Raw genomic sequence first — 18,989 nt, forward strand, 5'->3', positions numbered from 1 at the left:
CCCGCTCAGCGCCTCGAACGAACGGCGGCGCGCACCCACGGCAGCGCCGACCACACCGCCATCACCAGTCCGGCCAGGATCAGCGCCGCGGTGGCGATCCACTCGTGCGACCCGTCGGGGTGGTACACGCGGGTGTTCGCGCCGATGTCCACGGCCGCCGACACCGAGCCCTCCTCGCACGCGAAGTCACCGCCCGCGAGGTAGACCCACTCGCGCTCCACGGAACCGTCGTCGGCACGGTAGTCGCCGTAGCAGGTGCAAGACACGTGGCCGAAGTGGTTCACGCAGTCCTGCGCGGCCGCGGTGAACCGGCCCGGGTCGCCGTCCGCGCGCAGCGCTCGGATGCTCCGGTCCACGTTGCCTCCGCCCAGGTAGACGAGGAGCACACCGAGCAGCAGGACCACGATCGGGAAGGCGCCCACCCGACTGCGTGCCGCCCGGCGGCGGGTCACGCGGCGACCTCCGACGTCTCCTCCTGGTCGTCGACGCAGTCGCACACCATCGTGCTCCGGTCCTCGGGCCGGGGTCGCGCGTGCAGGTACAGGGCGACCACCATCGGGGCGAAGACGAGGGAGTTGTACAGCAGGTGCAGCTCCACGCGCGGGATGATCAGCTGGACGAGGCTGGTCGGAGCGTCCAGACCGGCGATGTTGGCCCCGATCAGGGCCTGGATCAGCAGCAGCAGGTGCTCGAAGTGGTGCCAGATCTGGATGCCGAGGGAGATCCACCACCACGTCCGGGAGCGCCCCGTGAAGCCCGGGAGCAGGAGGAACAGACCCGCGAGCATCACCAGCGCGTAACCGTAGTGCAGCCACTCGGAGGTGACCAGCCACGGGAAGGGGATGCCGAGCACGCCCCTGGCCTCGGGCACCGGCCAGTCCAGCGCGTAGATCTGCGCGGCTTGGGCCAGGTGTTCGGCCCAGTGCGCGAGCACGATCACCATGAAGATCCGCAGTCCCGCACGGTGGCCGCGGGTGTTGATCACGTCGACTCCGTCCCGGCATGCCCGGTAGGTGTTCTGTACCACGGCCATCGGCCACTCCCCAGGGTCGTCATCGGATGTCCGCTCCCCGTCCGTGAACCGTCGCGTTCGGGGTACGGCGCCATGTCCATCGTCGATCGCGCGTGACGTCCCGTCCTCTTCCGCGTTGCTCTACGGGACGTGGGTCCGCGCACGCGGGGAAAGCACCGACCGATCCCTCTATCCGAATTGTGGGATCGGAGGATGAGGAACCTCGATTTAGGTTCGTCGACCCGTTGGAGAGTGCCTTCGCACAGCGCCGAACAAGGAATCCGAGATACGGAAAAGAGCAATGCGGAAGACGTTCGGCGAAGAGAGCGTGGCAAGGATGGAGCGATGAGCGCCCGAGCGCCTCCGCCACGGCGAACTCCCCGCCCAGTGATCGCCATGCTGGTTCAGAACCACGTAGGAGAGAGAGTGCGAGAATCGGTTCGTCAGGCCGTCTCGTCCATACACACACGCTATTCCGAGCCGATCACCCTGGCTGATATCGCCGCCGAAGTCTTCGTCAGTCCCTTCCACCTGTCCAGGGTCTTCGCACAGGAGGTCGGTGTTCCCCCTGGCAAGTACCTCACCGCGGTTCGCATGTTCGAGGCCAAGAAACGGCTCATCGCCTCACCCATGACCGTCTGCGACATCGTCCACAGCGTCGGATACAACAGCGTGGGCACCTTCACGAGCCGATTCACCCGTGCCGTGGGGATGTCTCCGCGCCAGTACCGGCAGCCCGAGGTCGAGCGGCTGCTCGTGGCCGCGTCCGGCGGCTTCAGCCGCATGCCGCCCCTGGGGGAGCTGAACAGGGTCGGCCGGCGGCGTGTCGGGCACCGACACAACGCGGGGAGACTGAGCGGAGTCATCGAGCTCCCCCGACACCCCCCGGAGACGACCGTGCTGGTCGGCGCCTACCAGGAGCGCATCCCGCAGCAGGCACCGGTCGTGTCTCTGGCCCTCCCCGCGCACGGGCGTACGGAGTTCGCCCTCGCGGACGTTCCCCCGGGGGACTGGTCGGTCATCGCCATCGCCATGCCCGAGGGCACGACCCACAACCGGGAGGACGTCTTCGTCGGTTCCTCCCCCGTCCGAGTCGCCGTCCACGCGGGCGCCGACTCCCGTACCCGGATTCCGATGCGGCGGCTCGCCCCCACCGACGCCCCCATCGCGATCACCCTCGCGGACTCCCTGCCCCTCCCGGTCGAACGCCACCCCGAACGCCCTCCGGCGCTGGCCTGCGGCTGACCCCACGTCCCCGGGAGGCACAGTGGACCCCACCCCGCGGACACCGCGACGCCACGTACCACCCCAAGCGCCCAAGGCCCGTGTCAACGCACGAGGCCCTCACCCGGGGAACCGAACGAGCAACACCTGAACGGGACCGTCGGGCGGCATCCCACCTGAGCGGATTCGCGCACGAAACGGCGCGTGCCGGTGTGGGCCGGGCGCCGAGGCCCGCCTGCTCCGGCCGCTGTGCGCGCGCCCCGCATCCGCTCCGGAGGTGGGCCGCCCGACGCGGGGCCTTGCCCACGCGCTGGTCGGTGAGCACGCGCGCCACCCCGAGGCCGTAGTGGCGTGCGCCACGCGTATGGTGTGTACTCGCCAGTAACCTACCTTGGGTAGCACCCCGCACCACCCCGGAGCGGCACCTCCCCGCGCACGGGCCCATCCCCGCCGTAACACACCACGGACCCACAGGACACACCACCATGCGACCACTGAGTTCCCTCGCCGCGGCCCTGGCCGTCGCGATGTTGGCGACCTCCTGCTCCCTCGGCCAGTCGGGCGAGGGCGATGCCGACGCGGACAACACCCAGGGCGTGACCGACGACGCCGTGATCATCGGTACGCACCAGCCGCTCACCGGAGCGGCCGCGCCCGGATTCCGCCACGTGTCCAGCGGAGCCCGTGCCGTGTTCGACTACATCAACGACAACGGCGGCATCCACGGCCGCCGTATCGAGTACCAGGTCCAGGACGACGGCTTCGACCCGGCCCACACCCAGGAGGTCACCCGCACCCTCCTGGAGGACCACGAGATCTTCGCGATGCTCGGCGGACTGGGCACGCCCACCCACGAGTCGGTCATCGACGAGCTCAACGACCAGGGGGTGCCGGACCTGTTCGTCTCCTCCGGCGCCCTGGCCTGGGACCAGCCCGAGGAATACCCCTACAGCTACGGCTTCCAGGTGGACTACACCCGGGAGGCCAAGGTCCAGGGACAGTTCCTCGCCGAGAACTTCGCCGGTGACGACGTCGCCCTCCTCTACCAGAACGACGACGTGGGCCCCGCGTCGCACGCCGGGATCGAGCAGTACCTGTCCGAGGAGATCGTGGCCTGGGAGTCCTACGACCCCGGGGTGCCCGAGCTCTCCGGTCAGATCGCGGCGATGAAGGAGTCCGGCGCCGAGATCGCCGTGTGCTACTGCATCCCCTCCTACCTGGGCCTGGCCGTCATGGAGGCGGCCGCGACCGGGTACGAGCCCCAGTGGGTGGCGCCCAGTTTCGGCGGCGACGTGCGGATCGTCACCGGTCTGATCGAGGAGTTCGCCGAGGGCACCCCGGCCGAGGACATCCCGCCCGAGGCCTTCCTGGACGGACTGATCATGACCGCGTTCCTGCCCATGGTGTCCCAGTCCGACGATCCGTGGACCGCGTTCTACCGGGACATCCACGAGCAGTACAACGAGGGCACCCCCTTCACCGACACCACGATCTACGGCATGGCGCAGGCGACGCTGTTCGCCCAGGTGCTCATGGAGGTGGGCCCGGACCTGAACCGCGAGGCGCTCCTGACCACCCTGAACTCCCACGAGTGGACGGGACCGGGGCTGGTCCCCTTCGCCGCGAGCGAGGACGACCACAGCGGCTACACCGGGGTGATGGTCATCCAGCACCACGCCGGCGAGGAGATCGAGATCCTCCAGGAGCCCATGAGCACCGACGGCGGTGGCGGCGCGATCCTCGCGTTCGAGTTGGAGCGCCCCACACCCGACGAGGTCGTGCTCTCCGACGGCGACGCCACGGGGTAGGCCCCGGCCACGGGATCAGGCCAGTCGACCCGGCTCGGCGGGAAGCCTGAAGGTGAACACGGCACCGCCGAGCCGATCGCTCGCCCCGACCGTGAGCGTCCCGCCGTAGTCCTCGGCGATCTCCCGGGATATGGGCAGCCCCAGACCGCTTCCACCGGGGTCGCGCTCACGGGATTCCCTCAGGCGCGCGAAGCGCTCGAACACGCGCTCCCGGTCCCTCTCCGGCACACCGGCTCCGTCGTCGTGGACCCGGAGCACGGCCGACTCCCCCTCGCGGTCGACGGTGATGTCGATACGTGACCTGGCGTGCCGCTCGGCGTTGGCGACCAGGTTGGTCAGCACGCGGGCCACACGCAGCCGGTTGGCGAGCACCCACACGGGACCGGCCGAGTGCACCTGGATCACGGGGCCGTTCCGTCTGCCGACGAGTTCCTCCGCCACCAGGGCGGACAGGTCCACGCGCTCGCTGGCGGCCGTCGCCCCGGTGTCCAGGCGCGCCAGCTCCAGCAGGTCGGCGACGATGTTCTCCAGCCGCTCGGTGTCGGCGAGCAGGGCGGTGAGCAGGAGTTCACGCGCGTGGGGGTCAGGCTCGGGGTCGGAGAGCTCGACCTCGATCCGTGTCCGCATCCCGGCGATGGGGTTGCGTAGCTCGTGGGAGGCGTCGGAGACGAACCGGCGCTGCTTGGCCACGGCCTCCGCGAGCCGTTCGAGGCTGGCGTTGGCGGTGCGGGCCAGGTGGGCGATCTCGTCCTGGCTCCTCGGCACGGGAAGTCTGCGGTCGAGGTTGCTGGCCGACATGCGGTCCAGTTCCGCGCTGATCCGCTCCACGGGACGCAGAGCCCGGCCGACCCCGTACCAGGTGACGACGGCGGTGATACCGAGCAGCAGCCCCGACATACCGCCCATCACGATCTCCGGTGTGTTGGTCTCCAAAAGCGTGGGCCGAGGCGTGGCGGCCAGGACCCAGACGTCCCCGTAGGCGGACCCGTTGACCTCGTAGCCGACGACGAGCAGACACTCGCGGTCCCTGTGGTCCGCCTCGTCACCGCACATCGTGGTTTCGAAGCGGGCGGTGTCGGAGGTCGCGTCGGGTATGGCGAGGGGTGGCTCACCCTGTTCGGCCGCGCTGAACGCCAGCACCTCGTGGGTCTCGCGGTCGATGACCTGAATCCACAGGACGGGTGACTCGGCGGGGATCAGATCCTCGTACCGGCTGACGGCGATGTCTTCGATGACCACGCGGGCGGCTCGGGCCGCCTGGTCGCGATCCCGGTCCAGGACCAGTTCACGGACCGCGATGGCGGTCGCCAGCGACCACAGCCCGATGACGATGATCAGCACCGCGACGGCCCATATGGTCACCCGGGCACGGATCGACCTTGGACGTATCCGACGCCACGTCGCTCTGGCTCTTCCGCCCCAATCTGACACCCGGCCATTGTTGCTCAAAGTGACGCACAAGTGTCGGATGGTGTCCGGTGTGGCGATGCGGATCTGGCCACGCAACCGTCCTGCGTCTTCCGTCCGGCGCCCTCAAGGGGGCGAGGACGACCGTGCCGACGACCCGGCGGCCGGGCGCATCGGCCGTCTCGGGCCCGAGGGCCGTGACCACGGCGGCGCCGGGCGATCGATCACGCCTCGTACGGGTCCGGCGGGTTGTCCACCGTCTCCCACTCCAGGGCGTCGAAGCGGTGCTCGCTGACGTCGACCAGTTCGCCCTCGGGCTCGACCCACGTGCCGCGCACCGTCCACCAGGTGTCGGCCTCCGGTTCGGGCCCTCCGGTGACGAGCACCCGGTTGACGATGGCGTCGGCCGCGCAGCAGGCCATCTGGAGCCGGGCCAGGTACCACCCCTCGCCCTCGTCATTGGGCACCGCGAACCCGGTCAGTTCGACCTCGCGACCGGCCAGCGCGCGCTCCTCGTCCACCCAGGCCCGCATGACGAACTGACGGATGTCCATGCGCACGACCTCGCCTGGCGCCGCCTCATCCAGCCCGTCGTCGAACCGGCCGGAGGGCGGGCCCTCCTGCGGTGCGCTGGCGGGCTCGCTCCGCTCGACGGTGTAGGAGCCCAGAGCCGGTGGGGCCACGACGAAGACCGCTAGGACCGGCACGAGCAGCAGCCAGGCCACACGCGGCGCCCGCGCGTGGTCGTGGCCGGCGCGTCCGCCACCGTCCGCACTCCCCTCGGCGGCCGCCACCGCGCACGCCGAGTGGTCCGCCCCATCGTCCTCCGCGCGGCTCCCGCCGCGGATCTCCGCCGCCACCACCGCGACGCCGAGCGCCACCGTGACCACCCCGGCGGCGATCAGGAAGGGGCCGAACCCCGGTTTGACCCAGTTGAGGTACATGTTCGTGGGGACCGTGCTGGTCAGGGCAGCCGCCCCCAACAGCACGAGGGTCAGTCCCTGGGCGATGCGGTTCACAGGAGCAGTCCTCCGATCACGAACGTGCTGAGTAGTCCGACCACCAGGCACAGCGGGGCGAAGCGGACGGCGAACCGCCAGCCGAACACCGCCGCCTGCATCGCGATGAGCTTGAGGTCCACCATCGGACCGATCACCATGAACGCGAGCTTGGCGGTGGGCGAGAAGTCGGTGAAGCTGAGCGCGACGAACGCGTCGGCCTCCGAGCAGATGGACAACAGGATCGCCAGAGCCGCCATGACCAGGACGGAGATCACCGGGGCCTCGGCCACCGACAGCAGCCACTCACGCGGCACGAAGATGTTGAGGCTCGCCGCCGCCAGCGCGCCGACCACGAGGTAGCCGCCCGCGTGCATCATGTCGTGCAGCATCGAGTCCCGGAAGACCACCCACCGGCCCGCCCCCTCCGCGTGGGTGGGAGTGGGCAGCCGCAGCCAGTCCGCTCGGCCGAACCGCACCCAGATCCAGCCGATGACCACCGACGCCAGCAACGACGCCCCGAACCGGGCCAGCACCATCTCGGGCTGTCCCGCGAAGGCCACCGCCGTGGCGATCATGACGACCGGGTTGATGGCGGGCGCGGCCAGCAGGAACGTGAGCGCGGCCGCCGGAGCGACCCCCCGCTTGACCAGGCTCCCGGCGATGGGCACCGAGGCACACTCGCATCCCGGCAGGAGCGCTCCGGACAGTCCCGCGACCGGAACCGCCGCACCGGGCCTGGACGGAAAGAACCGCTGGTAGACCGAGGCCGGCACGAACGCGGTGAGCGCCGCGGACAGGGCGACGCCGAACACCAGGAAGGGCAGGGCCTGGAAACTGATCGCGGTGAAGACGGTGGCCCAGGCGAGGAAGGCCTCGCTGGTCAGCTGGTCGGACAGCCAGGCGTGCGCCACCGCCATCGCGGTGATGAACAGGGCGAACAACCAGACGGTACCGGTCCTGCGCGCTCCGGTGCGGCGCCCCCAGTCCGAGGGCGGGAGTTCGTCCCCGCGTTCGTCCCACCCCACGGCGAGGGAGTCGCCCAGGGAGGCGTGCGGGGTGGAATCCGACGAGGGGGTCGGGGTCCGATCGGACACGGTGCTACTCCGAGTGGTCTGGCGGGATCTTCAGGAATGGTAACCGAAAACCGTTTTCGTTCGGGTCCGGCGGTGGCGGCCTGTGGACAACGCGGGCCGCCTCCGTTCGAAGCCGTCCGCGTCAGCGCCCGCCGCCGACGTCCTCCCCGTCCCCACCGTCCTCGGGACGGTCCTGGTCGCCGGTCGGCACCACCGGATCCCCCAGCCTGACCCCGTGCTCGCGGACCACGTCCTCGGGAAGCGCGCCCGAGGGATCCCCCCAACACTGTACGTTCCTCAGGTCGGGCATCTTGGCCAGGGTGAACTGCGGGTCCAGGCCGTTGCGGTACTGGCGGCCGTAGTCCGCCAGCAGGCGGAAGGCGACCCCGGACAGCGGCACCAGCGCGATGAGGTTGATCACCGCCATCACACCCATGAAGGCGTCGGCGAAGCTCCACACCAGGGTCAGCGGAGCCACGCTCCCGGCGAACACGGCCACCAGCACGAGCACACGGAAATAGGTCAGGTGGCGCGGTTCGGCGTCGAGGAACCTCATGTTGGTCTGACCGTAGTAGTAGTTGCCCAACACGGAGGAGAAGGCGAGCAGGAACAGGATGACGGTGAGCGCGTGCACCGCCCATCCCCCCAGGCTGGTCTCCAAGGCCGCCTGCGTGACCTGGGCTCCCCCCACGCCTCCGTACTCCGGCTCGGGCACCAGGACGATGAACGCGGTCACCGTGCAGATCAGGAGGGTGTCGAAGTAGACGCCCAGGCACTGCACCAGTCCCTGCTTGACCGGGTGCGACACCGACGCGGTGGCTCCCGCGTTGGGGGCCGAGCCCAGACCCGCCTCGTTGGAGAACATTCCCCGTCGCATGCCCTGGACGATCGCCGCGCCCACACCACCCGCGACGAACTCCCGGAGACCGAACGCCGAGGCGAAGATGTCGCCGATGACCCGTGGCAGCTCGCCGATGTTGAGCGCGACGACGACCAACCCGAGCAGGACGTACAACAGGGCCATCCCGGGGACCAGCGCCTCGGTCACGTGGGCGATGCGCCGGACTCCGCCGAAGATGATGAGGGCCACGAGCCCGACCAGGACGAGTCCGACGACGACGTCCAGCACCCATCCGTCCGGCCCCCCGAGCTCCGCGACCGTGGTGGAGACCGCCGAGGAGATGCTGTTGGCCTGCACTGAGTTGAACACCAGTGGGAAGGTGATGATGAGGACGACGGCGAAGAGCGCGCCCATCCACCGCTGGCCGAGCCCGTGGAGCATGTAGTACGCGGGGCCGCCGCGGAACCCGGTGTCGGACCGCACCTTGTACAGCTGCGCCAGGGTGGACTCCACGAAGGCGGCCGAACCCACCACGGTCGCCATCAGCCACATCCAGAACACCGCTCCGGGTCCGCCCAGGACGATCGCGGTGGCCACACCGACGATGTTGCCCGTTCCCACGCGGGAGGCAGCCGAGATCGCGAAGGCCTGGAAGGAGGAGATCTCCCTCTTGCCGTCGGGGGCGATGCCCGGGCTGCTGCGGATGACTCGGAACATCTCCGGTAGCAGCCGGAGCTGGACGATGCCCGAGCGCAGCGTGAAGTAGACCGCCAGGACGATCAGGAGCGGGATGACGATCCAGCTCCAGAACACGTCGTTGACGGCGACGATGGCGTCGTTCAGGACGTTCACCCGTTCCCCTCCCGGCGGCGCGGTCACCCCGGACCGGGACCGGGGCCGTCCCGCCACTGTCCGTGAGGTCGGGTGCGCCGTGCGAGCGGGACACGCGAAATCCCGGCAAAGGACCGTCACGGTCCTGTCGCCCGCCCTATGCCGATGTCCCACATGACGGCGCGCCCACCTGTGGGGGCGGGGGATATGGCCCAGGTCACGCCCGATCCCTACCGTTCGTCCCATGGAACCGAACACCGCCTCCTCCCCGGCCCCGGATCAGCCCAGGACATCCATCCTGCGCGTGGTGACGGCCAGCCTCATCGGCACGACGATCGAGTGGTACGACTTCTTCCTCTACGGCGCCGCCGCGGCGCTCGTCTTCAACCAGGTCTTCTTCCCGGAGGCCGACCCTCTGGTCGGCACCATGTTGGCGTTCACCACCTACGCGGTGGGATTCGTGGCCCGACCGCTGGGCGGTCTGGTCTTCGGGCACTTCGGCGACCGGATCGGCCGCAAACAGCTCCTGGTGATCAGCCTGCTGATGATGGGTGGGTCGACGTTCGCCATCGGCCTGCTGCCGACATACGCGGCGGTCGGCGTGGCCGCACCCCTGCTCCTCACGCTCCTGCGCGTCGTCCAGGGCTTCTCCCTGGGCGGTGAGTGGGGCGGCGCGGTCCTACTCGTCTCCGAACACGGGCGCCCGGAACACCGCGGCTTCTGGGCCTCCTGGCCGCAGGCCGGCGCGCCGGGCGGCAACCTGCTCGCCACCGCCGTACTGGCGATCCTGTCCGTGACGATGGCCGACGAGACCTTCCTCGACTGGGGTTGGCGGGTGCCGTTCCTGCTGTCCGGGGTCCTGGTGATCGTCGGACTGTGGATCCGTCTCGCCGTCAGTGAGTCCCCGGTGTTCCGCGAGGCCCGCGAACGCGCCGAGGCCGCCCCGACGTCGGAGCGCGCCCCCATCGTCGGCGTCCTGCGCGACCACTGGCGCGAGGCCCTCGTCGCCATGGGTGTGCGGATGGCGGAGAACGTGTCGTACTACATCGTCACCGCGTTCATCCTCGTCTACGCCACCCAGGAGGCGGAGCTGTCCAACGGGCAGGTGCTCAACGCGGTCCTGGTGGCCTCCGCGGTCCACCTGGTGACCATCCCCGCCTGGGGCGCGCTGTCCGACCGGATCGGCAGGCGGCCGGTCGTCATGGTCGGAGCGATCGGGATCGCCCTGTGGGGCTTCGCCTTCTTCCCGCTCATCGACATGGGCACCTTCTGGTCGGCGACTCTGGCCGCCACGGTGGGCCTGATCTTCCACGGCGCCATGTACGGGCCGCAGGCGGCCTTCTTCTCGGAACTGTTCAGCACACGGGTGCGCTACTCGGGTGCCTCCATCGGCTACCAGCTCGCGTCGATCGTGGCCGGCGGCCTGGCTCCGCTGATCGCGACCGCCCTGCTCGCCGCGTTCGGCTCCTCGCTGCCCGTGGCGCTGTACTTGACGGCCATGTGCGCCGTGACGCTGGTCGCGGTGGCGGTCGCGCGCGAGACGCGCGGCCGCGACCTGGGCGAGTCCACTCCCTCGGCGACCGTCCGCTGACCCCGGACGCGAAGGGGCTCGGGCCCGGCCGAAGCCGGACCCGAGCCCGATGTCATGCCCGGGGACCCGTGTCAGGGGTGCCCGTCAGCGCGGATCAGTACCGCGATGCCGAGTCGTAGCGGTCGTCACGGCGGTTGTTCCTGCCCCGGTAACCGCCGCGGCGCTCGCCGTCGCGGAAGCCGCCGCCCTCACCACGGCGGTCGGTGCGTGGACGGTCGCCGCGGTAACCGCCGCCACGGGGGCCGCCACGGCGCTCGCCGGAGTCGCCGTAGCGGTCGCCACGGTAACCACCGCCCTCACCGCGCTCGCCGTCCCGGAAACCGCGGCGCTCGCCGTCGCGGAAGCCGCCGCCCTCACCGCGACGCTCGCCGCGCGGACGGTCGCCGCGGTAACCGCCGCCACGGCGGGGGCCGCCGCCACGGTAACCGCCGCCACGGGGGCCGCCACGGCGCGGGCCGCCACGGCCGCGGCGCGGACGCTCGGGCTCCGGCGGCTCGATCCACGGCTCCCAGCTGGGCTCCTTGGCCCCGGTCACCTCGGTGAGCAGCTCGTCACCGGGGTTGACCAGGTGCTGCTTGGCGTCCACGCCGGCGTCGTTGAGCAGGCGGCGGGCCATACGGCGCTGGTTGGGCGCCACCAGGGACACCACGGCGCCCGAGGAGCCCGCGCGGGCGGTGCGGCCGCCGCGGTGCAGGTAGTCCTTGTGGCCGGTGGGCAGGTCGATGTTGACGACCAGGTCGATGCCGTCGACGTGGATGCCGCGTGCGGCGACGTCGGTGGCGACCAGGGCCTGGATACGGCCCTCGCGGAACTTGGCGAGGGTGCGGGTGCGCACGCTCTGCGTCTTGCCGCCGTGCAGGGACGCGCAGGGCACACCGGCCTGGACCAGCTGTTCGCTGATCGTGTCGGCGCGGTACTTACTGCGCACGAACAGGATCGTGCGGCCCTCGCGCGCGGCGATCTGGGCGACGATCTTGTTCTTGTCGCGCGGCAGCACCTTGAGCAGGTGGTGCTCCATGGTGGTGACCTGGGAGACCGGCGGGTCCACCGAGTGGGTGCGCGGGTTGTCCATGTACTTGCGCACCAGCTTGTCGACGTCGCCGTCGAGCGTGGCGGAGAACAGCAGGGTCTGGCCGTCCGGGTGCACCTGGTCGAGCAGCTCGCTGACCTGCGGCATGAAGCCCATGTCGCACATCTGGTCGGCCTCGTCCAGCACCGAGATCTCCACGTCGCCCAGGTCGCACGCGCCCTGCTCGATGAGGTCGGTGAGGCGGCCCGGGGTGGCGACGAGGACGTCGACGCCGCGGCGGAGTTCGTTGATCTGGCGTGTGTAGGAGCTGCCGCCCACGACGTCGCCGACGCGCACGCCCAGGACGCGGGCGTAGCCGCGCAGGGCGTCACGCACCTGATGCGCCAGTTCACGGGTGGGCACCAGGATCAGGGCCCGGGGACGGGCGGAGGCGGCGCGGCGCTCGGAGCAGCGCGTCAGGACCGGCAGGCCGAAGGCCAGGGTCTTGCCCGATCCGGTGCGGCCGCAGCCGAGGACGTCGCGTCCGTCGATGGCGTCGGGGATCGTGGCGGCCTGGATCGGGAACGGGGTGGTCACACCGTTCTTGGCCAGCTCGTCGACGATGTCCTGGGGAAGCCCGAGGGCGTCGAAGGCAGGCTCTACGGCAGTGTCCGTCAAGTGACGTGTACCTTCCTCATCGTTTGGCGGCGTTTCGAGGAAGGCTCCACACGGCCCGGGGACCCAGCGAAGAAATCACACAAACGCGCCTGATCACACGCGGAAGCGGGCCCCGATTCAGATGGGGCTCCTGGACTCTTCGGGTCAAGAGTGGCGTCGACGCCGTCGACACGCTGTCCGCGTCTTGTGCGGCCCGGCACGCTCGGATGCGCGCGGCAATGGAATGACCGCCTGGAGCAGCGTACTAGAGATCCCCCCGCATCGGGGACGGGATGGGTGGTTTTCCCCGGTGATCCAGGTCTCCCACCCCGTCTCCGGCGGGCTCTCCCGCTATCTGGAGCCGGCGGCCGTCGCCTCGGCGAGCGCGGTGAGTCGGCCGATCTGGGCCCGACGCTCGGCGGCGACCTGCTGTTCGAGCGTGTTGCCCGCCGCCTGCTGAAGCAGTGCCTTGGTGGCGGTGGCGGCGTCGCGGTTGGTGGCGAGCAGCCCCTCGACGAGGTCGTCGACGGCCCCGTGCAGTTCGTCGACGCCGACGACCAGCTCGGCCAGGCCCAGCTCACGTGCCTCGCTCGCGCCCACCCGGCGCGCGGTCAGGCAGATCTCGGTCGCGCGGTGCACTCCCACGATGTCCACGAGCGGCTTGGTCCCGGTCAGGTCCGGGACGAGGCCGAGCGCGGGCTCCTTCATGCACAGGGAGGCGTCGTCGGCCAGGACGCGGATGTCACAGGACAGGGCCAACTGGAACCCGGCGCCGATCGCGTGGCCGCGCACCGCCGCGACGGTCACCAGGTCGGGACGGCGCAGCCACAGGAACCCCTCCTGGAGGCTGGCGATGTACTCCTCCAACGCGGCCTCGTCCGCCGAACCGTCGGCCAGGCCCGCGACGATGGACCGCTCGCCGTCGACTCCCTCGGGGGTGAACATGTTGAGGTCGATGCCGGCGGAGAAGATGTCACCGTCTCCGGTGATGACGATGATTCGGACATCGTCGGGCAGCGTCTGGCCGACGTGGGCCAGGGTGGTCCACGTACGGCCGGTCATCGCGTTGCGGCGCTCCGGACGGCTGATGGTGATCCTTGCGACCGGGCCGTCCACCGCCAGTCTCAGACCGGCACGGTGCAGCTCCTCTTGGGTGGGAGCGCTCGCGGGGGCGTTCGGGGCCTCTGCCATGGGTTCCTCCGTCGTGTCGGGTTCCACCCTGACATTACTGGCTGGTAACCAATCCGAGGCGGAAGACCCCGACAAGCGTCGGTCAGGCGCCGGGCCCCGGTCGGCGCGTCGCCCCGCCGCGTCCGCGCAGCTCGACCCCCGCCTCGCCGAGCAGCCTGTGGACGAACCCGTAGGACCGGCCGGTGGCGGCTGCCAACGTGCGGATGCTCTCCCCCGCGTCATAGCGGCGCTTGAGTTGGGTGGCCAGGGCCGATCGGTCCTCCCCGGACACGCGGGTGCCCTTGCTCAGCGCGTCGTTCACTGATCACTCCTCGAGGTCGTGGTGAGCCGGATCGTACTCTCCGCCATGATCCGGTACCGGAGCGGAACGCCGCCACCCCAACGGTGCACCGCGTCCCGGATACTCTCCTCGGACAGGGTTTCGGAGCGCCACCGCGGATGTCCGAAACGGGCGGCGGTGAACCTCCCGGGCACTCGTGCGTCCCCGGCCCCACACCGCCCGTCACCTGTTCCACCCCCGGATCAAGCCAGGGCGATGAGGTCCTCGAACTCGGTGTTCCACACGTCCTCGACACCGTCGGGCAGCAGGATGACCCGCTCGGGTTGCAGTGCCTCGACCGCACCCTCGTCGTGGGTGACCAGCACGATCGCGCCCTTGTAGTTGCGCAGTGCCGCCAGGATCTCCTCGCGGCTGGCCGGGTCGAGGTTGTTGGTCGGCTCGTCCAGGAGGAGCACGTTGGCGCTGGAGACGACCAGCGTGGCCAGGGCCAGACGGGTCTTCTCCCCTCCGGAGAGCACCCCGGCGGGCTTGTCCACGTCGTCACCGGTGAACAGGAAGGAGCCCAACGTCTTGCGTGCCTCGACCTCGGGTAGGTCCGGGGCGGCGCTCATCATGTTCTCCAGGACGCTCCGGTCCACGTCCAGGGTCTCGTGCTCCTGGGCGTAGTAGCCGAGTTTGAGTCCGTGGCCGGGCACGACCTGTCCCGTGTCGGGCTCCTCGACCCGGCCGAGCAGTCTCAGGAGCGTGGTCTTGCCCGCGCCGTTGAGCCCGAGGATCACGACGCGGCTGCCCCGGTCGATCGCCAGGTCGACCCCGGAGAAGATCTCCAGGGACCCGTACGACTTGGACAGCCCCTCCGCCATGAGAGGCGTCCGGCCGCTGGGGGCGGGGTCGGGGAACCGCAGCTTGGCGACCCGGTCGGACTTGCGCACACCCTGCACGCCGCCCATGATCCGGTCGGCCCGGTTGAGCATCTGCTGGGCGGCTCGCGCCTTGGACGCCTTGGCCCGGAACTTGTCCGCCTGCTTGCGCAGGGTGTCGGCCTGCTTCTCGGCGTTGGCCAGTTCCCGGCGGCGACGGCGCTCGTCGGCCTCGCGCTGGGTCAGGTACTGCTTCCAGCCCATGTTGTAGATGTCGATGACACTGCGGTTGGCGTCCAGGTAGAACACCTTGTTGACCACGTGCTCGACCAGTTCCACGTCGTGGCTGATGACGATGAGGCCGCCCTGGTGGCTCTTGAGGAAGTCGCGCAGCCAGACGATGGAGTCGCCGTCAAGGTGGTTGGTGGGCTCGTCGAGGAGGAGGGTGTCGGCACCGCTGAAGAGGATGCGCGCCAGTTCGATCCGTCGGCGCTGGCCGCCGGAGAGCGTGTGCAGCGGCTGGGAGAGCACGCTGTCGGGCAACCCCAGGCTGGAGGCGATCGCGGCGGCCTCGGACTCGGCGGCGTATCCGCCCAGCACGTGCAGCCGCTCCTCCCACCGGGCGTAGGCGCGCACGCCCTTGTTCCGTGTCTTGGTGTCGGTGCTGGCCATCTTCTTCTCGGCCTGGCGCAGCCCTTCGAGCGCCTCGTCGATGCCGCGGGCGGAGAGGATCCGGTCCTTGGCGATCACGTCCAGGTCGCCGGTACGCGGATCCTGGGGGAGGTAACCGATGCTGCCGGAGGAGGTGACCGTGCCGTTGGTGGGCAGACCCTCGCCCGCGAGCACCTTCGTCATGGTCGTCTTGCCCGCGCCGTTGCGACCGACCAGTCCGATCCGGTCTCCCGCCGCGACACGGAACGTACTCGGCTCCAGCAGGACCCGGGGGCCGACGCGCAGTTCGAGGTCGGTGGCGATCAGCATGACAGGGGCTTCCTAGCGGTGGTGGGACTGGGTGGTGACGACCGGGGCGCGGAACGGCCCTGCGGCGGAGGAGGGGTGGCCGGTCTCGGCCGACCGGCGTGGTGGGCCGAGGTGGCCGACCGACCCAGCCTAACGCCCCCCGCGCAAGGTGGCACGAGGTTTACGGCCGGGGCCTCGGGGAGGCGGCTCCGCACCCACAACGGGCGTGGGGCGACGCGCATTCCCCGGTGCCCCGGCCTCGGCCGTGCCAGGCGGAGACTTCCCGCGTCAGGCCCGCGACGCCGAGGAGTCGGCCCCTGCCTCCCCGCGGGGCGGATCCGCGGGCCCGGTGTCCACGGTCTCCTTGTGCTCCTCGGACGTGTGGGCCTGGTGGACCGGGGGCCGGTTGCGCAGCAGGGCCGCGAGCACGGCCGCGATGGGCGTCGCCAGGAACAGGCCGGGAATGCCGCCGACGATGCCACCGATGGTCAGGGCGATGAGCACCACGGCCGAGGGCAGTTCGAGCGCCTGGCCGTAGATCCGCGGGGCGAAGACGTTGCTCTCCAGCTGCTGCACGAGGATCACCGCGGCGAGCACGATCAGGGCCACGACCCAGTTCTCGGTCACCAGTGCGACGAGCACGGCGAGCAGACCGGAGAGGAAGGCACCGATGATGGGCAGGAAGGCACCGATGAAGGTGAGCACGATCAGTGGGATGGCCAGCGTGGTGTCGATGAGGAAGATGAGGACGATACCGATACCGACCGCGTCGAACAGACCGACCATCGCCACGCCGCGCACGTAGCGGCCCATCACTCCGTAGGCGACCCTCCCGCTGTACCGCAGACCCGGACGGGACTTGGGCGGCAGCAGGGTGACGATCCACTCCACCAGCTGGTCACCGGAGTGCACGAAGTACACCGTCAGGGCGAGCATCAGCACCAGCCCCACGAGCAGCTGGATCACGGCCGTCGTCGCGGTCCAGGCGCCGGTGAGGATCTGGTCCTGGTTCTCGGTGATCGTGGCCTCGATCTGATCCCAGGCGTTGTCGATGAGGTTGCTGAACAGCGCGGGGTCGAGACCGAAGGGGACGTCCAGCTGCTGGAGCTGGATGACCGCGCTGTTGACGCTGTCCACCAGGGCGTCGAAGCCGCTGACGGCGGGGGTCACGATCAGCGAGATGACCCCGCTGAGGACGGCGAGCCCGAAGATCATGCTGATCGCCGTGGAGGGCCCCCGGCCGAACCCGGAGCGCTTGATCGGGTTGGGCCTGCGCAGCCAGTTGGCCATGGGCATGAGCAGCGCGGTCAGGAACACGGCGAGGATCAGGGGCAGAGTGACGACGCTGAGGTAGACGAGCGCGTAGACGAGCAGCCCCGCCACGACTCCGATGATGAGCACCCGCCAGGCCACGTCACTGATCATGCGAAGAAGGTCGCCCGCCCCGACGTCGTCCTGTCCGACCAGTTCCGCCTCGGGGACCTCCGGCTCGGACACCGCCTCGACCCGCTGTTCGGCCTGGGCGGCACGACGTTGGGCACGGGCTCTGCGGCCCGAGATCCACTTGTTCAGGAGCGCCCACACTCCCGGCCGCTGGGCTTGCACATGGACTCCATTCTCTGGGGGTTGCGGGGCGGGCGTCAGGGAGCCGACTGGCCCGAGGAGCCACCGTCACCGGAGTCGCCGGGGTGCGCACTCCGGCTCTCCCACGTCACATGGTTCCCAACGACTCAGAACTGCCAGGGTTCCCGGGGACTGCCGCTGCGGACGATCTCGTTGCCGAAGGGCGCGAGGGCCACCGGGATCATCTTCAACGACGCCCACGCCATGGGTAGTCCGATGATAGTGACGGCCAGGCCGACGGCGGTGACGACGTGGCCGATGGTCAGCCACCATCCGGCGACGATGAGCCAGATGATGTTGAGGACCGTGCTGCCCCCGCCCGAACCGGGCTTGCGGACCAGATCCCGGCCGAAGGGCCACAGGGCGTAGCTCGCCATACGGAAGGAGGCGACACCGAAGGGGATCGTCACGATGAGGACGCAGCAGATGACGCCCGCGATGACGTAGCCGACCGCCAGCCAGAAACCGGCGACGAACAGCCAGATGATGTTGAGGATGAGCCGCAAGAGGGCCACGGTGCCTTGCTCCTTGTGTGTCACGACAGGTGGGCGACCGGTCCGAAGGGGTCGCATCCGAACTTGTACCCGCTGGGACGCGCGGGTGCCACGACCCGTTCGGCGCCGTTTCCCCGACTCCTCCCCTAGGGGGAGGACGCATCGGACCCTCTCCGCGGTCGTCGCCCTGGGTGAGGACATACGGTCAAGCCCTATCGCGGGCCCTGGTCCTGTCCACAATGTGATCGGCGCATCAGGGGGAGCCCCTAGGCAGGCGGGACATCGCACCATACGATGTGCTGTGTCCTTCGCGAGACAGCAGATCTTGCGATTTGCGACAAACTCGGACAATCCACCAGATGCCACCGAGTGGGCATCAGGTTTCGGTAACGGTTCTGCGAGTAATTTCCCTACCCCCCGTGCATGATCGGGAGTGGGGATGGCATGATTACGTACCGGCTCGGACGGAGGCCGTCACCGCCTCCGCAGCCGTTCGTGTGAGAGCACTCCGCCAGCGGCGGTCCAGGACCGCCAGGCCCGTGCTTCTCGTGGTCTCAGCCACACCGGGGAACACCGCCAGTACCGTCCGGCGTTCGCGTCGTGCGGGGTGCCTCACGCCGCATGACCAACTTTTGGTGACTGAAGCTTTTTCCGACAGCTTACTAGCGATTTCAGTAGAGGTGGTTCAAGCATGTCTCAGGTACGTCGGCAGGCCGCGCTGCGCCCCCGCCCGAGCTGGGGGTGGCAGGATGCCGCCGCGTGCCGGGGCGAGGACCTTGTGCTCTTCTTCGGCCCCGACGGCGAACGCCAGCCGGAGCGGGAGATCCGTGAGCGCAAGGCCAAGGAGATCTGCGCGGCCTGTCCGGTACGAACCGACTGCCTGGACTACGCGATCTCGCGTCCGGAGAAATACGGCACCTGGGGCGGGCTCAACGAGGACGAGCGCGCCTCCGAGCGCCGCCGCCGGATGCGCCGCGCCAACGCTGCCTAGCCGAGGCTCCCGACGCACGATCAGCGGATCTCCCCCGGTGGCCCCGGCCCCCGAACAACCCGCGGCGCCCCGACGACTTCCTCGTCGAGGGCGCCGCGGGTTTTCTCGTGCCCCTGGCAAGGGACACCAGCGTGGC

General features: G+C 69.9%; 16 protein-coding genes. 4 read left to right on the forward strand and 12 right to left on the reverse strand.

All coding sequences use genetic code 11. From position 1 onward, the window contains the following. Positions 1-5: 5 nt before the first annotated feature. Entirely contained in the window at positions 6-452 is a 447-nt protein-coding gene (locus KIK06_RS11005; RefSeq protein WP_017601816.1) for a hypothetical protein, read from the reverse strand. Next, entirely contained in the window at positions 449-1,033 is a 585-nt protein-coding gene (locus KIK06_RS11010; protein WP_017601815.1) for a hypothetical protein, read from the reverse strand. Before KIK06_RS11010 ends, KIK06_RS11005 begins: the two co-directional genes overlap by 4 nt. 405 nt (positions 1,034-1,438) lie before the next feature. Between KIK06_RS11010 and KIK06_RS11015 the strand changes: the two genes are divergently transcribed. After that, positions 1,439-2,257, forward strand: a complete 819-nt coding sequence (locus tag KIK06_RS11015; RefSeq protein WP_017601814.1) for a helix-turn-helix transcriptional regulator — start codon at positions 1,439-1,441, stop codon at positions 2,255-2,257. A gap of 464 nt (positions 2,258-2,721) precedes the next feature. Continuing rightward, positions 2,722-4,044, forward strand: coding sequence for an ABC transporter substrate-binding protein (locus KIK06_RS11020; RefSeq protein ID WP_268643095.1), 1,323 nt, complete (start codon positions 2,722-2,724; stop codon positions 4,042-4,044). 15 nt (positions 4,045-4,059) lie between these two features. On the opposite strand, the gene KIK06_RS11025 is transcribed toward KIK06_RS11020, so the two are convergent. The 4 genes from KIK06_RS11025 to KIK06_RS11040 all read right to left on the reverse strand — a co-directional run bounded on the left by KIK06_RS11025 (position 4,060) and on the right by KIK06_RS11040 (position 9,218). After that, the gene (locus tag KIK06_RS11025) at positions 4,060-5,475 is read right to left on the reverse strand and encodes an ATP-binding protein (RefSeq protein WP_442789761.1); all 1,416 of its coding nucleotides are present in this window, start codon (positions 5,473-5,475) and stop codon (positions 4,060-4,062) included. Positions 5,476-5,675: 200 nt separating this feature from the next. Continuing rightward, entirely contained in the window at positions 5,676-6,470 is a 795-nt protein-coding gene (locus KIK06_RS11030; protein ID WP_268643097.1) for a TIGR03943 family putative permease subunit, read from the reverse strand. Continuing rightward, on the reverse strand, positions 6,467-7,546 hold the full coding sequence (locus KIK06_RS11035) for a permease (RefSeq protein WP_268643098.1): 1,080 nt from the start codon (positions 7,544-7,546) through the stop codon (positions 6,467-6,469). The genes KIK06_RS11030 and KIK06_RS11035 overlap by 4 nt, the downstream gene beginning before the upstream one ends. Positions 7,547-7,667: 121 nt before the next feature. Then, complete coding sequence (locus KIK06_RS11040; RefSeq protein ID WP_268643099.1) at positions 7,668-9,218, reverse strand: alanine/glycine:cation symporter family protein; 1,551 nt, start codon at positions 9,216-9,218, stop codon at positions 7,668-7,670. A 223-nt stretch (positions 9,219-9,441) separates the two neighbouring features. On the opposite strand from KIK06_RS11040, the gene KIK06_RS11045 reads away from it, so the two are divergent. Then, positions 9,442-10,788, forward strand: a complete 1,347-nt coding sequence (locus KIK06_RS11045) for an MFS transporter (protein WP_017601807.1) — start codon at positions 9,442-9,444, stop codon at positions 10,786-10,788. A 94-nt stretch (positions 10,789-10,882) separates the two neighbouring features. Here the strand turns inward: KIK06_RS11045 and KIK06_RS11050 are convergent, their stop codons facing one another. The 6 genes from KIK06_RS11050 to KIK06_RS11075 form a co-directional block, all read right to left on the reverse strand. Further along, positions 10,883-12,475 carry a DEAD/DEAH box helicase gene (locus tag KIK06_RS11050; RefSeq protein WP_268643100.1) on the reverse strand — a complete coding sequence of 531 codons (1,593 nt, stop codon included), beginning with the start codon at positions 12,473-12,475 and terminating at the stop codon, positions 10,883-10,885. Positions 12,476-12,805: 330 nt separating this feature from the next. After that, positions 12,806-13,645 carry an enoyl-CoA hydratase/isomerase family protein gene (locus tag KIK06_RS11055; RefSeq protein WP_268643101.1) on the reverse strand — a complete coding sequence of 280 codons (840 nt, stop codon included), beginning with the start codon at positions 13,643-13,645 and terminating at the stop codon, positions 12,806-12,808. An 82-nt stretch (positions 13,646-13,727) separates the two neighbouring features. Then, the gene (locus tag KIK06_RS11060) at positions 13,728-13,946 is read right to left on the reverse strand and encodes a helix-turn-helix domain-containing protein (protein WP_268643102.1); all 219 of its coding nucleotides are present in this window, start codon (positions 13,944-13,946) and stop codon (positions 13,728-13,730) included. A gap of 221 nt (positions 13,947-14,167) precedes the next feature. Further along, positions 14,168-15,766, reverse strand: a complete 1,599-nt coding sequence (locus KIK06_RS11065; protein WP_017601801.1) for an ABC-F family ATP-binding cassette domain-containing protein — start codon at positions 15,764-15,766, stop codon at positions 14,168-14,170. A 267-nt stretch (positions 15,767-16,033) separates the two neighbouring features. Then, entirely contained in the window at positions 16,034-17,350 is a 1,317-nt protein-coding gene (locus KIK06_RS11070) for an AI-2E family transporter (protein ID WP_026128174.1), read from the reverse strand. Positions 17,351-17,475: 125 nt separating this feature from the next. Next, positions 17,476-17,883 (reverse strand): YccF domain-containing protein, encoded by a 408-nt coding sequence (locus tag KIK06_RS11075; protein WP_017601799.1) that lies wholly within the window; start codon positions 17,881-17,883, stop codon positions 17,476-17,478. 670 nt (positions 17,884-18,553) lie between these two features. On the opposite strand from KIK06_RS11075, the gene KIK06_RS11080 reads away from it, so the two are divergent. Continuing rightward, positions 18,554-18,853, forward strand: coding sequence for a WhiB family transcriptional regulator (locus tag KIK06_RS11080; RefSeq protein WP_017588640.1), 300 nt, complete (start codon positions 18,554-18,556; stop codon positions 18,851-18,853). Positions 18,854-18,989: the final 136 nt, after the last annotated feature.

It is taken from the genome of Nocardiopsis sp. EMB25 (assembly GCF_026797795.1).
GTDB lineage: Bacteria > Actinomycetota > Actinomycetes > Streptosporangiales > Streptosporangiaceae > Nocardiopsis > Nocardiopsis lucentensis.

Bases quoted from the DNA above. Each gene is read 5' to 3' on its own strand.
- KIK06_RS11065 (WP_017601801.1), bottom strand. From the start codon at position 15,766: ATGCTGATCGCCACCGACCTCGAACTGCGCGTCGGCCCCCGGGTCCTG.
- KIK06_RS11045 (WP_017601807.1), top strand. From the start codon at position 9,442: ATGGAACCGAACACCGCCTCCTCCCCGGCCCCGGATCAGCCCAGGACA.
- KIK06_RS11010 (WP_017601815.1), bottom strand. From the start codon at position 1,033: ATGGCCGTGGTACAGAACACCTACCGGGCATGCCGGGACGGAGTCGAC.
- KIK06_RS11020 (WP_268643095.1), top strand. From the start codon at position 2,722: ATGCGACCACTGAGTTCCCTCGCCGCGGCCCTGGCCGTCGCGATGTTG.
- KIK06_RS11055 (WP_268643101.1), bottom strand. From the start codon at position 13,645: ATGGCAGAGGCCCCGAACGCCCCCGCGAGCGCTCCCACCCAAGAGGAG.
- KIK06_RS11080 (WP_017588640.1), top strand. From the start codon at position 18,554: ATGTCTCAGGTACGTCGGCAGGCCGCGCTGCGCCCCCGCCCGAGCTGG.